Source organism: Rhodanobacter sp. TND4EL1, assembly GCF_054061035.1.
Genome location: NZ_JBSSDT010000002.1, coordinates 878,746 through 891,725 on the forward strand (window position 1 = coordinate 878,746; position 12,980 = coordinate 891,725).

The window sequence follows — 12,980 nt, forward strand, 5'->3', positions numbered from 1 at the left end:
AGGCATCGCGCACAGGGCCCGCTCCTGCATCGTTGTGCCGGTCAGAAGCGGATGTTCGCCGTGAGCATTGCTGCTCGGGGCGTGCCCGGGGTGTAACGGTAGCCGCTCTTGTTGATCGCCGCGACATAGTCCTTGTCGAACACGTTGTACAAGTTCAACTGCAGGTCGAAGTGCTTGTTGACCGGGTAGCTGGCCATGGCATCGAACACCCAATAGGCCTCGGTGAACGCCGGCGTGCCGACCGCGCCGTCGGTGCCGCGCTTCATGTCACCGGAGTACCGCGCGCCACCGCCGACGGTGAGATTGAACGGCAGGTGGTAGGTGGTCCATGCGGTGAAGGCACTCTTCGGTGTATAGGCCAGGTCGCTGGAGCCATCGTTGGCGACGGCCTTGCCGCTGACCACCTTGGCATCCATGGTGGTGTAGCCGGCGCTGACCGCCCAGCTGTCGGTGAGCTTGCCGACCATGCTCAACTCGATGCCCTGCACGCGCTTCCTGCCGACCTGGTAGTACTGCAAGTCGACCGGGTCCTGCACCAGGTCATTGGTGACGGTGGTGCGGTACAACGCGCCGGTCAGCAGCAGCTTCTCGCCGAGCAGGTCCCACTTGGTACCCAGTTCGACGGTGCGCGCCTTCTGCGGATCGAAGTTGGGGTTGTCGGCACTGTTGGCCGACGCACTCAGGGTGAGCGTGTTGCCACCGGGCGGTTCCTGCGACACGGCGAAATTCGCGTAGATGCTGCCGTTCTCCGTCGGCTTGTACAGCACGCCCACTTTGTAGTTCGGCAGGTTGCCGGATTTGCTGCTGTTCACGCCGGGCACCACGCTGCCAGCCGGCAGGGTGCCGCAGACGGGCGCGCCGCGGCTGCCGCATAGCACCGTGCTGGTGAAATCGGTCTGGTAGTGGTCCATGCGCAGACCCGCGTTGACCTGCCACTGGTCGTTGAACTTCAACGTGTCGAACAGATAGACGGCCTGGGTATGGGTCTTGCCGGCGCTGTTCGCACCGGTGCGCCCCTGGATCAGGCCGCTGACGTCGGCGTTCGGCTGGTACAGGCTTGCGGCCGGCCAGGCGCTGCCATCGAGCGCGGCCAGGCCGATGGTGCTGGCCTTTTCCTGGCTCAGTTCGATACCGGCGCTGAGATTGTGGGTGACTGCCCCGGTTTCAAAATTGGCGGTGAAGTTGGTCTGGTTCGTGATGATGCTGTTGGTCTGATCCTTGAACGTCGGATTGCTGCGCGCGAGGGTCCAGGTCGAGGGGTCGTTGACATCGGGTGTCACCAGGTTCGCGGTGTTGCCCATGAACGACGTCAGCAGATAGTCCTGGTGGGTGCGGCCCCAGCGCGTGATGTTGTGAAGTGCCATGTCCAGCGAGAAGTCGTGTTCGACGATCACCGTGAACATGTCCGCCTTGACGTCGTCATGGTCGGACGTGGTGCCGTAGAAGTTTCGCGGGTCGACCGTCGGCGCGTGGGTGAGGAACGGGCGGGTCGGGTCGGGGCTGCTGTAGCCGGGCAGGCCGATGGTTGGCACGCCGCCGTCGGGCAGGTTGTTCTGCTGCACATGCAGGAAGTCGATGTAGACGCGGGTCGGCGTTTTCAGGCCGAACGCCAGCGACGGCGCAATGCCCCAGCGGTTGGCCTCGATCTTGTCGCGGCCGGGCGAGCCGCTGTTCTGGCCCATCACGTTCAGGCGAAACGCCGATGTGGCGCCCAGGGTCTGGTTCCAGTCGGCGGTGGCACGCTTGTGCTGGCCGCTGCCGTAGCCGATCGAACCGGAAATGCCGTTGCCCAGTTGCGGTTGCTTGCTGGCCAGGTTGACCGAGCCGGTGGGCGCGGTGCGGCCGTAGTCGGTGCCGGCCGGACCCTTGGCCACTTCCACCTGTTCGATGTTGAACACGTCGCGCGAAATGGAGCCGAGATCGCGCACGCCGTCAACGAAGATGCTGCCGGAGGTGTCGAAGCCACGCATGTAGATGCTGTCGCCGGTGCTGGTGCTGCCGTTTTCTCCGACGTAGAACGTGCCGACACCCGGGCTGTTGCGTAGTGCCTCGGTCAGCGTGGTGGCACCTTGCTGCTGGATCAGCTCCTTGGTGATCACGCTGATGGTCTGCGTGGTATCCAGCAGCGGCTGGGTGTATTTCGGTGAGGACAGTTTGTCGACGCGATAGTCATTGCCGGTGATCGCTTCCACCTTGACGCCGGGCAGGTTCTTGGCATGGGCCACCTGCATCCCGGAAAAGTCGGCCGGGGTGGTATCGGTCGCCGCTGCGGGAAAAGCGAGTGCCAGGCCGGTGAACAAGGTTGCCGCTTTCAGCGCGCCGGTCGTCGAAGTCTGCGTGTGCGAACTGACGGGGTGCTTGCGCGATTTAATCGGTGTCATGGGAACTCCGTGGTAAGCAGGATTTGCATGCGGGCAGGGCCTGGCGGGTCTGGCGTATGCAATGTCTTGCAGTGCTGGATGCAGGTTTTTCGAGTCAGCCGGAAGCGCGCAAGTGAGTGCTGCGTCCGCCGGCAATCAAGCGTTGGAAAATTCGTTTGCGATCCGGCTGGTCGACTCTGTGGGAGGGAGGCCGGAAGATGCGCATGGTATTTTTAATGAGAATGATTTGCAATACACGGTCGACGGTGCGCTCGGTCGAAACCGAGGGGCGCGACAGAAATGCAGCAACAAAAAGGCCCCGCATTCGCATGCGGGGCCTTCGGTTTGAGGTCGCGGTGAACGGCGACCGATGCGGCTACCGACTTACCAGATCTTCACCTGCTTGTCGGCCGGACGCACCATCGCGTCGCCGGGCTTGCACTGGAACGCGGTGGCGAACTGCGGCATGTTCGACGGGGCACCCATCGCGCGGAACTTCATCGGCGAATGCGGATCGGCGTTCAGATAGACCATCTGCGCCTTTTCGCGGATGTCACCGCGCCACACGCGACCCCAGTTGAGGAAGAAGCGCTGGTCTTCGGTGTAGCCGTCGATCTTCTTGTCGGCTTCGGCCGGGTTCTTTTTCAGCGCGGTCTGCAGCGCGTCGTAGGCGATGTTCAGGCCGCCCAGGTCGGCGATGTTCTCGCCCAGGGTCAGCGTGCCGTTGACGTGCAGGTCCGGCTTGTCGGCCAGCGGTGCGTAGGCGTTGAACTGGTCGACCAGTTTGCCGGTGCGGGCTTCGAACTGCTTCTTGTCCGCGTCGGTCCACCAGTTGACGTTGTTGCCGTCGCCATCGAACTGGCTGCCCTGGTCGTCGAAGCCGTGGCTGGCCTCATGGCCGATCACCGCGCCGATGCCGCCGTAGTTGATCGCGTCATCCGCCTTGGCATCGAAGAACGGGGCCTGCAGGATCGCGGCCGGGAAGTTGATCGTGTTGTCGGTCGGGTTGTAATACGCGTTGACCGTCTGCGGGGTCATGCCCCAATCCTTGCGGTCGGTCGGCTTGCCGATCTTGGCGATGTCGTAGTCGTAATTGAACTTCGACGCCGCTTCCATGTTGGCGTAATAGTTGTCCTTGGTGATGTTCAGGCCATCCCAGTTGCGCCAGGTTTCCGGGTAACCGATCTTCGGCAGGAACTTGGACCACTTGTCCAGCGCCTTGGTCTTGGTTTCCGCGCTCATCCAGTCGAGGTTCTCGATGCGCGTCTTCAGCGCGTCACGCACGTTGGTGACGAGCTCTTCCGCACGGGCCTTCGCCTCGGGGGTGAAGTACTTGGCCACATACAGCTGACCCAGTGCCTGGCCCATGGCGCTGTTGACCGAGCCCAGCGAGCGCTTCCACTGGGGCTGCTGCTGCGGCTGGCCGCGCAGGGTCTTGCCGTAGAAATCGAACTGGGCGTCAACGAACGGCTCGGACAGGGCGGTGGCGGCACCGGAAATGGTGCGTGCCTTCAGGTACGCCTTCCATTCGTCGAGCGGTGCACTGGCCACCAGTTTGTCGAACTCGCTGAAGAACTTGGGCTGCGACAGCGAGAAGCCCTTCTGGATGGTCACGCCCTGCGCGGTGAAGAACGCGTTCCAGTCGAAATGCGGGGTGATCTTGTTCGCTTCGGCGACGGTCACGAAGTGGTACTGGTTTTCCGGCTTGCGCATTTCCACGCGCGGGATGGAGTGCTGGGCCAGGTCGGTTTCGAACTTCATCGCCAGTGCGGCCTGCTTGCTCGCGTCGGCGGCACTGCTGCCCGTCATCTCGAACAGCTTGGCGAGATATTTGACGTAGGCGTCGCGCACGTCCTTGTTCTTCGCGTCGGTGTAGTAGTCCGGGGTCGGCAGGCCCAAGCCACTCTGTTCGGCGTAGGCGATCTGGACTTTCGCGTCCTTGAAGTCGGCACCGGAGCCGAAGGCGAACACGGCACCATCGCCCTTGGCGAAGGACTGGTTCAGCCATGCCGGGATGTCCTTGTCGGACTTCAGCGCGTCGATGCCGGCAAGGTCAGGCTTGATCGGGTCGAAGCCGGCCTTGTTGCGTGCGTCCATGTCCATGCTGGAGTGGTACAGCCAGCCGATCTTCTGGTCGATCGAACCGGCCTTGGCGCTGTCGGCATTCTTTTCCGCGTTGTCCACCAGGTCGTGCTGGTCGGCCAGGCTCTTTTCGTGCAGCACGCTGAAGGCGCCCCATACGGTCTGGTCGGCCGGAATCGGATTGGCCGCCACCCACTTGGCGTTGACGAAGCTGTTGAAGTCCTGGCAAGCCTGCGCGCTGTCGCCGAGTTCGCCGACGTCGAAGATGCTCTTGCCGAGATCGGCCGCGGCGGTGGTGCTGGCAGCTGCCGGGGCGGTGCTGGCCGGAGCCGGCGCCGGGGCATTGGTCGCCGCTTCGTGCTTGCCGCAGGCGGTCAGCGCCAGGCTGACGGCGAGTGCCAGTGCCACGGGCTTCAGATACTGCTTGGTCATGGATGTCCTTGATATCGGGTGAAAAACGGAGGTGCTTGTCTGGTGTGCTTGTGTGGCCGCGCCTGCAGCTTTCGCCGGGCACGCGGACATACACCCGCTCACGCTAGGCCAAACGTCATGGGTCAGACAGTGTCAAAGGTCAGGGGCTGGCGGTGCCCGGCGACGCGATGAAAAAGGCCCCGCATATGCCTGCGGGGCCTTGGGTATTTCAGGTCGCGGTGAACGGCGACCCTGGCGCGTGGTGGATTACCAGATCTTCACCTGCTTGTCGTCGCCGCGAACCATCGCATCGCCGGGTTTGCACTGGAACGCGGTGGCAAACGCGGGCATGTTGGACGGGGCACCCATCGCGCGCAGCGAAGCCGGAGCATGGGGGTCGGTGTTCAGGCGCAGCAGCGCCTGCTTCTCGCGGATGTTGCCGCGCCATACGCGGGCCCAGTTGAGGAAGAAGCGCTGGTCCTCGGTGTAGCCGTCGATCTTTTTGCCGGCTTCTTCCGGGTGGTTCTTCAGGGCCATCTGCAACGCGTCATAGGCCACGTTCAAGCCGCCCAGATCGGCGATGTTCTCACCCAGGGTCAGCTTGCCGTTGACGTGGGCGTCCGGCTTGTCCTTGATCGGCGTGTAGTCGTTGAACTGCTGCACCAGCTTGGCGGTACGCGCGTCGAACTTCTCGCGGTCGGCCTTGGTCCACCAGTTGACGTTGTTGCCGGCGCCGTCGAACTGGCTGCCTTCGTCATCGAAGCCGTGGCTGGCTTCATGGCCGATCACCGCGCCGATGCCGCCGTAGTTGATCGCGTCATCCGCCTTGGCATCGAAGAACGGCGGCTGCAGGATCGCGGCCGGGAAGTTGATCGTGTTGTCGGTCGGGTTGTAGTACGCGTTGACCGTCTGCGGAGTCATGCCCCATTCCTTGCGGTCGGTCGGCTTGCCGATCTTGGCGATGTCGTACTCGTAGTTGAACTTCGACGCGGCTTCGAGGTTGGCGTAGAAGTTGTCCGGCACGATCTGCAGGCCGGTCCAGTCACGCCACTTGTCGGGGTAGCCGATCTTGGGCAGGAAGGTATCCCACTTGGCGATCGCCTTGGCCTTGGTCTCGTCGCTCATCCAGTCGAGGTTCTGGATGCGTGCCTTGAGCGCATTGCGCACATTGGTCACCAGCTCTTCGGCGCGGCTCTTGGCTTCGGGAGTGAACTCCTGCTTCACGTACAGCTCGCCCAGCGCCATGCCCATCGAACCGTTGACCGCGCCGAGCACCTGCTTCCAGCGCGCCTTCTGTTCCGGCTGTCCACCCAGGGTCTTGCCGTAGAAGGCGAACTTGTTGTCGCGGAAATTCTTGCTCAGCGCGTCGGAGGCGTCGTCGATGGTATGGAAGCGCAGATAGGCCTGCCACTGGCTGACCGGGGCGCTGGCCAGCAGCTTGTCGAACTCGGCGAAGAACTTGGGCTGGGACAGCGAGAAGCCCTTGTCGATGGTCACGCCCTGGGCCTTGAAGAAGTTCTCCCAGCTGAAGTGCGGGGTGATCTTGTCCGCTTCCTTGACGCTGACGAAGTGATACTGGTTTTCCGGAGTGCGTAGCTCGACCGGTGCCAGCGAGGCGGCGGCCAGCTTGGTCTCGAACGCCATCACCTGGTCGGCCTGTTTCTTCGCGTCGTCGGCGGACACGCCGGTCAACTCCAGCGTCTTGGCGATGTAGTCGAGGTAGGCCTTGCGCAGGTCCGCCTGCTTGGGATCGGTGTAGTAGTCCTTGGTCGGCAGGCCCAACCCGGCCTGGAAGGTGTAACCGATCTGCGTTTCGGCGTGCTTGAAGTCGGCACCGGCACCAAACTGGAACACTTGCATGTCGCCTTGCGCGAAGCTCTTGTCCAGATAATCGACCACGTCCTTGCTGTTCTTCAGCTGGTCGATCTCGGCCAGCTTCGGCTTGATCGGCTCGAAGCCGGCCTTGTCGATGGCGGCGTCGTCCATGCCGGACTTGTACAGGTTGCCGATCTTCTGCTCGATCGAGCCGGCGGCAGCCTGATCGGCACCCTTGGCGGCGTTCTCGACGATCGTGTGCTGGGTGTTGAGGCTGTCTTCGGCCAGCTTGTCGAAGGCGCCCCAGCGGGTACGGTCGGCCGGGATCGGATTGGCCGCAACCCACTGGCTGTTGACGAAGCCGTTGAAGTCGGCGCAGGCGTTGATCTTCGGATCAAGCTCGCTGACGTCGAAGATGCTCTTGCTGCTGTCCACGGCGGCGGTGGTGGCGGCTGCGGCGGGCACGGTGGTGCTGGCGGCCGGAGCCGGCGCCGGCGCGGATTCCTGCTTGCCGCAGGCGGTCAGGGCAAACGCCACGCTGATCGCCAGCGCGATGGGCTTCAGATACTGCTTGGTCATGGATGTCCCTCTGTGTGGTGGATGCCGGCAGCTCGCCGGAAAGCTTTCATGATCGCGCCCCGCGTTTCCCCGGCGGCCGTCAAGGCCGTCGACGCTAGGTCAAACGTCATGGTGCGCACAGTGTCATAGGTCAGGGGTGAACGGGGTAAGGCATGGCCGGCAAAGCCTTCAGCTGGGCGGCATCCAGCCGCAACACCGGGTATTGGCCCACCCCCTGCGCGGCATACCAGGGCGAGCGCTGGTAGAACCAGTTGAGCCTTGCGTAGCTGTCGGCGGCAAAGGCGGGGTCGTCGTGCAGCTTCTGCTCGAAGGCGGTCTTCAGTGAAGGATTCTTTGCCATCATCTCGCGCGCCAGTTTTTCCAGGACGCGCGGTTCGCCGTATTCCTTGGCTTCGAACGTCGCGTCGAGATAGCCCCAGTGCAGCAGCGAATCCGGTGCCTGCGGTTCAAGCAGGTTGATGGCCACGTTGGCGGCACGCTCGTCCATCGGCACGATGACGGAGCCGGGTGGCAGGGTCACCTGGCGTGACACGGCATGCAGGGTGAAGTCGCGCAGCATCAAGTGGCCTTCGAACGGCCTGGTTGCCCAGCGCGGGTCATCCAGCTGATAGCCGGTCGCCTGCACCGATACCGGCGCCTGCGCGCGTCGGTAGACGATGCCATGCGCGTCAAGCTTGTCGATCACCGTGGTCCACTGCGCCGGCACCACATACGCGGCTGGCGGCGTGATGGAGATATCCGGCAGCAGGCCGTTCCAGTTGGGGATGGTGTATGTCCTGGGCTGGCTCGGGTCGTACTGGATCCACTCGCTGTTGGAGATGTCGCTGTGGGTCAGGCTGAAAGCAAAGCCCTTGAGCCGATACGGCGTGGATGCCGGGTCGCCCTTGAAGGTCAGTGCCACCTGCGCGTCAGGCCGGGCGGCGCGGGCGATGGTGTCGGCATCGGCCTTGGCGGTGGCGGCGAGCAGGGCGGCAGGATCGCGGTTGATCTGTTCGAGCATCAATTCGACCAGGTCGTACACTGCGTGCACGCGGTTCGCATACGGCTTCAGCATGTGCGTTTCGATCAGCAACGCGGGGCGGTTCTGCAGCGCGGCGTAGCCGGTGGAGAAGCGCGGTCCCGAACCGAAATTCTCGATGCCTTTGCGCGGATCCCGCCCATCCTTGAACTCCAGGTAGATCGAGGCGAGATGGCCACGTTTCTCGTATGCCGGCATCGCGTGGTTGACGATCGCATCGTGCTGCCAGGCGCTCACGGCCGGATCGAGTTTGTGCGGATCCTCGGTGTACCAGGTCAGGTCGTATGGGTAGTCGGCGCCGTCGGTGGTATGCACGTCGACCAGGAAGTCCGGCAGCCATTTCTGCCACAGCTTCAGCCACGCGCGCATTTCCGGCGCGTCGGCCTTGACGTAGTCGCGATTCAAATTGAGGTATTGCGACTGGCCGCGGTAACCCATGTTCGCCGGGCCGTTCTGGTTGATGCGGTGATACGGGTTCGAATTCTCGTGGCCGTCCACGCTGAACACCGGGATGTAGACCAGCACCACATGGTCGAGCAGATGCGGGTATTTGCCGGTGATGGCGATATCGCGCAGCAGCATCAGCCCGGCGTCCTTGCCCTCGATCTCGCCGGGATGGATGCCGGCCTGCACCAGCACCACCGGCTTGTGCGCGGCGCGCGCACTGGTCGGGTCAAACGTACCGTCGGCGCTGGCGACCACCACCGTCATCGGCCGGCCCTCGGGCGTGGTGCCGAAGGTTTCCAGATGGATCATGCCCGGCGCCGCTTGCTGCAGCCGCTGCAGGTACGCCAGCGTGTCGGCGTAACTCGGCGTGGTGCGGAAGTGCGCCGCTTCGGCCGGCGTGGTCCAGTCGGTCGCTGCGTGGGCCGTCATGGCCACGAGGCCCAGCAGGGAAAGAAGCAGCCATCGATACATGAGAGATCCCCGCAGGAGCGCACCCTGTGCGCGATGCTCTTGGTTCAGGCAGCTGGAAAAAATATCCCGCACTGGGTGCGCTCCTACGGATTTTCGGTCGGCAGGCGGCGCGGTGCCGGCAGGGTATCCGGCGCCACCGCGCCGCCGGAAATGATGAAGGCCATTGCCTGGTCCATGGTCCAGTCGGTGGGCGTCAGTTCGTCGACCGGCACCAGTTCCAGATAGCCGCCGGTGGGATTGGGCGTGGTCGGGATGTACACCGCCGCCATCTCGCGGCCGGTGCCTTCCTCAACCATGATCCGCGTGACGAATCCCACCACCTTCATGCCGCGACGCGGGAAGTCGATCAGCACCACCCGCTGCATGCCGCTGGGCTTGTTCTGCAGCACCGCCATCAGCTTCTTGGTGCCGCCGTAGATCGTCTGCACGATCGGAATGCGCGCCAGCAGGCCGTCGAACGCGCCGAGGAAGCGCTGGCCGATCACCCGGTTCGCCACGAAGCCGAGCAGGTACAACGCCAGCAACGTGATCAGCAGCGCCACGATGAAGGTCAGCCACTCCATGTTCAGGGATTCGGCGGTGTGCGGAGCCACCAGCGCCAGCGTGCCCAGCAAACCCGCCACCAGCGGCGCACCAATGCCGGCCAGCAAACCGAGCACGAACTTGAACACCAGCCAGGTCACCCACAACGGAATGAAGGTCAGCAGGCCGGTGAGCAGGTAGCGTTTGACGCGCAGGGGAGGCATGGCAAGTTTCGGCTCGAGGTGGAAGCGTCATTGTAGGGGACGGCGAGGGTCACCCACGGTGATGCGGCGATACCAGCGCCACGATGCGCTTCCAGCCACCAGCAACCACACCAGCGCGCTAATGTAGACGCCGACGGCGGGCACGACCAGCAGGAAGTCGAGGCCGAGCGCATGCGCCAGTTCCCAGGTGCCGACCGTGTACATGCCCAGCGGAAACACGATGTCCCAGTCGTCGACCTCGTAACGCAGCGGCACATGGCGCCACAGATATCGCCACAGTTCCAGCATCATCAGCAAGGGAATCCACCACGTGGCGGTGGCCCAGAAAAACAGGGTGAAACCCTTCACGAATGGAACGATGTCATGCAACGCGCCCGCGGCGGGCATCTGCCGGACCAGCAGGCTGCCGGCGAGCGTGGTGATCGCCAGTGCGCCCATGTTGATCCAGTACGGCGGGGTGAACTCACGCGCACGCATCGGAAAGAAAACCATGCGATACACCACCAGGGTGATGATCAACAGGTAGAGTGCCGCGCCGAGCAGATACAGGCACAGCGCACTGAACAGTCCCCCGGTATCGGAGGTCGGCTCGTCCAGCAGGGTCAGCAGTACGGCCAGTGACTGCGTCGCCACCACCGCGACCAGCCAGCCGCCGTTGATGCTGCGGGTGAAGCCGGGCTTGATCCGCGCGGTGATGGTGGCGGCGAAGAACAGGTAGATCAGCAGCGCCCACGACAACGCGCCGATCACCGCCAGCACCCGTGCCAGATCCGGCCACTGGACCAGCGTCACGCACTGGGCGCCGAGCACGCAGGTACCGGCGGTCAGGGTGAGGAAGCTGGCGCCCCGGCCGGGATCGATGAAGTCGGCGACCAGTTCGCGCCGAAAACGCAGCAGCCGCCAGCCGCTCAGCAGCAACAACAGCGGCCATGCCAGCAGGTTCATCACGAACAACGCGCGAGCAAGCATCGGCATGCCGTGCTGGTCGAGATCGATCGACACGATCCCGGTGGCCATTACCAACGCGAAATGCCCGGGATTGAGCGTCCGCGCGCGGGATGACAGCAAGTGGATGACTTTCATCGCAGCCTCCATGGCGAAGGGGCGGATGCAGGCATTATGGCGCCGCCGTGATTTTTTTCGCCGGCATGCGAATCATGGGTTGAACAGCAGGGAATATCGACGTCCATGACCTCCACCAAACACCAGCATCGCTTCGAGTCGCTGCTGCAGGAACATCGCCGGGTCGTCTTCAAGATAGCCGGCATGTACAGCCGCAGCGCCGCCGACCGCGACGACCTGGTGCAGGAGATCAGCACCCAATTGTGGCGCTCGTTCGGCAACTATGACGAGGCGAAGGCGAAATTCTCCACCTGGCTGTACCGGGTCGCGTTGAACGTGGCTATCTCGCAGGCCCGGCGCGGCCGCTGGTCGGAGGCCGATCGCTTCGAGCCGCTGGAGGCGCATCACCTGGAAACCGTCGGCGGCGGCGAGCCGATTGCCGAACAGGACGAACGACTGGCAGCGCTGCATGCCTTCATCGGCCAGCTTGATCCGCTCAATCGCGCGTTGATCCTGCTGTACCTGGAAGACCGCCATTACAGCGAGATGGCCGAGATTCTCGGCCTCAGCGAAACCAACGTGGCAACCAAGATCAGTCGCATCAAACAGAAACTGCGCGGCCAGATGACCGCTGCGGAAACCACTGGAGCATGACCATGGAACTCGATGAACTGAAACAGGCGTGGGCGCGCATGGAGATTCGCCAAGAGGGCATGGAGGAATTGCTGCGCCAGGACTTCCGCGATCGGCGCATGGAGAAGTCGCAGGTCTCGATCCGTCGCACGTTGTGGTGGCTTGGTCTGGAACTGGTCGGATGGATCGCCTTCGTGGTCTGGGTCGCTTCGTTCTGGGTGGCTCAGCGACATACCCCGCACCTGCTGCTGATCGGGCTGCTGCTGCACGTTTACGGCATCGCCGGGATCTGGTCGTGTGCCACGCAATGGTTCCTGCTGGCGCGGATCCATTTGTTCGATGCACCCGTGCTGGTGTTGCAGCGACGGCTGGCGCAGCTGAGACGGTTCCGGGTCTACAGCACGCTGGCGCTCGGCTTGCCATGGTGGTGCCTGTGGCTGCTGGTGCCGCTGGTGGCGGTGATGGATTTCACCGGCGTGGATCTTTTCGCGGCGGGCGCCGGCTGGATCTGGGCCAACATGGCGGTGGGGCTGGTCGGCATCGGCATCAGCGTGTGGCTGGCGCGCCGGGTGGCCGGACGGCCGATCCGCTCGCCGTTCCTGCAGCGCATCGTCGATGACATGAGCGGTCGCAACTTGCTTGCTGCCTCGCGACAGCTGGACGAGATTGCGCGCTTCGAACGGGCGTGAGGTAGGACCCGCCTCGCAGCATCGATCCGCAGGGTGACATTGTCGGACGGTTGTTTCGGATGAGGTGCGGGAAGTGCCGCGGCCAGTATTCGCCCTGCGGGGCAGCGGCGCTTCTCAGCGGGCCTTGGGCTTCAGTCGGACGTAGATCTGCTTGCGCACGACAGCGATGACCTTGCCCGAGGCGGTGGTCACTTCCGTCTCGAACCAGCGCAACACCTTCTCGCCGCTGGCGGCCGCTGCGCGCAGTTCGTCGACCACGACCGGTTCCAGCTTGAAGTGGGCGTGGACGTCTTCGTAACCCGGTGCGACGAAGTCGATCGAGCCGGCCTTGTCCCACACGTAGTAATCGCGGCCGAGCTGGTGCATGGCCAACAACATCCAGAACGGGTCGACCATGGCAAACAGGTTGCCACCGAACTGGCTCTTCACGTAGTTGCGGTTCCACGGCCGCAGCCGGAGTACCACCTTCGCCTCGGTGTAGTCGTCGCTCAGTGACTGCAGGCGGATCGCGTTGAACAGGAACGGTGGCCACAGATTGAGCAGGCGGCGGAAGGTCGAGGCGCGCATGGAGGGGATTCGCAGGAGCGGGGGGTCGACCGATCTTACCCGAACGTACGCTGCAGTACGGAATGCGTATCGTCGTAGGCGGACATTGTTCGCCGTGCTG

The 12,980-nt window shown here is 63.7% G+C and carries 9 protein-coding genes; 2 read left to right on the forward strand and 7 right to left on the reverse strand.

What is annotated here, in order from left to right; genetic code table 11:
• Positions 1–41: 41 nt before the first annotated feature.
• From ACVWWQ_RS10530 to ACVWWQ_RS10555, 6 genes are all read right to left on the reverse strand, one after another.
• The gene (locus ACVWWQ_RS10530) at positions 42–2,381 is read right to left on the reverse strand and encodes a catecholate siderophore receptor Fiu (RefSeq protein ID WP_133947553.1); all 2,340 of its coding nucleotides are present in this window, start codon (positions 2,379–2,381) and stop codon (positions 42–44) included.
• Between the two features lie 363 nt (positions 2,382–2,744).
• Complete coding sequence (locus ACVWWQ_RS10535; protein ID WP_133947551.1) at positions 2,745–4,874, reverse strand: M13-type metalloendopeptidase; 2,130 nt, start codon at positions 4,872–4,874, stop codon at positions 2,745–2,747.
• A 246-nt stretch (positions 4,875–5,120) separates the two neighbouring features.
• Complete coding sequence (locus ACVWWQ_RS10540) at positions 5,121–7,247, reverse strand: M13 family metallopeptidase (protein WP_133947549.1); 2,127 nt, start codon at positions 7,245–7,247, stop codon at positions 5,121–5,123.
• Positions 7,248–7,377: 130 nt separating this feature from the next.
• Positions 7,378–9,183 carry a M14 family metallopeptidase gene (locus ACVWWQ_RS10545; RefSeq protein ID WP_133947547.1) on the reverse strand — a complete coding sequence of 602 codons (1,806 nt, stop codon included), beginning with the start codon at positions 9,181–9,183 and terminating at the stop codon, positions 7,378–7,380.
• Between the two features lie 83 nt (positions 9,184–9,266).
• A complete protein-coding gene (locus ACVWWQ_RS10550; RefSeq protein WP_099653639.1) occupies positions 9,267–9,929 on the reverse strand; it encodes a DUF502 domain-containing protein in 663 nt (220 codons plus the stop codon).
• A gap of 27 nt (positions 9,930–9,956) precedes the next feature.
• A complete protein-coding gene (locus ACVWWQ_RS10555; RefSeq protein WP_457383388.1) occupies positions 9,957–11,012 on the reverse strand; it encodes a tellurite resistance/C4-dicarboxylate transporter family protein in 1,056 nt (351 codons plus the stop codon).
• A 105-nt stretch (positions 11,013–11,117) separates the two neighbouring features.
• On the opposite strand from ACVWWQ_RS10555, the gene ACVWWQ_RS10560 reads away from it, so the two are divergent.
• On the forward strand, positions 11,118–11,645 hold the full coding sequence (locus ACVWWQ_RS10560; protein WP_133947543.1) for a sigma-70 family RNA polymerase sigma factor: 528 nt from the start codon (positions 11,118–11,120) through the stop codon (positions 11,643–11,645).
• Between the two features lie 2 nt (positions 11,646–11,647).
• Positions 11,648–12,313: a hypothetical protein gene (locus tag ACVWWQ_RS10565; RefSeq protein WP_133947541.1), complete on the forward strand. Its 666-nt coding sequence runs from the start codon at positions 11,648–11,650 to the stop codon at positions 12,311–12,313.
• A 114-nt stretch (positions 12,314–12,427) separates the two neighbouring features.
• Here ACVWWQ_RS10565 and ACVWWQ_RS10570 read toward each other — a convergent pair whose 3' ends face one another.
• Complete coding sequence (locus tag ACVWWQ_RS10570; protein ID WP_133947539.1) at positions 12,428–12,880, reverse strand: DUF4442 domain-containing protein; 453 nt, start codon at positions 12,878–12,880, stop codon at positions 12,428–12,430.
• Between the last annotated feature and the right edge of the window lie 100 nt (positions 12,881–12,980).

What these genes read in the sequence shown, in the direction of transcription:
- ACVWWQ_RS10530 (WP_133947553.1), bottom strand. Translation starts at nt 2,381, where the DNA reads ATGACACCGATTAAATCGCGCAAGCACCCCGTCAGTTCGCACACGCAG.
- ACVWWQ_RS10535 (WP_133947551.1), bottom strand. Translation starts at nt 4,874, where the DNA reads ATGACCAAGCAGTATCTGAAGCCCGTGGCACTGGCACTCGCCGTCAGC.
- ACVWWQ_RS10540 (WP_133947549.1), bottom strand. Translation starts at nt 7,247, where the DNA reads ATGACCAAGCAGTATCTGAAGCCCATCGCGCTGGCGATCAGCGTGGCG.
- ACVWWQ_RS10545 (WP_133947547.1), bottom strand. Translation starts at nt 9,183, where the DNA reads ATGTATCGATGGCTGCTTCTTTCCCTGCTGGGCCTCGTGGCCATGACG.
- ACVWWQ_RS10550 (WP_099653639.1), bottom strand. Translation starts at nt 9,929, where the DNA reads ATGCCTCCCCTGCGCGTCAAACGCTACCTGCTCACCGGCCTGCTGACC.
- ACVWWQ_RS10555 (WP_457383388.1), bottom strand. Translation starts at nt 11,012, where the DNA reads ATGAAAGTCATCCACTTGCTGTCATCCCGCGCGCGGACGCTCAATCCC.
- ACVWWQ_RS10560 (WP_133947543.1), top strand. Translation starts at nt 11,118, where the DNA reads ATGACCTCCACCAAACACCAGCATCGCTTCGAGTCGCTGCTGCAGGAA.
- ACVWWQ_RS10565 (WP_133947541.1), top strand. Translation starts at nt 11,648, where the DNA reads ATGGAACTCGATGAACTGAAACAGGCGTGGGCGCGCATGGAGATTCGC.
- ACVWWQ_RS10570 (WP_133947539.1), bottom strand. Translation starts at nt 12,880, where the DNA reads ATGCGCGCCTCGACCTTCCGCCGCCTGCTCAATCTGTGGCCACCGTTC.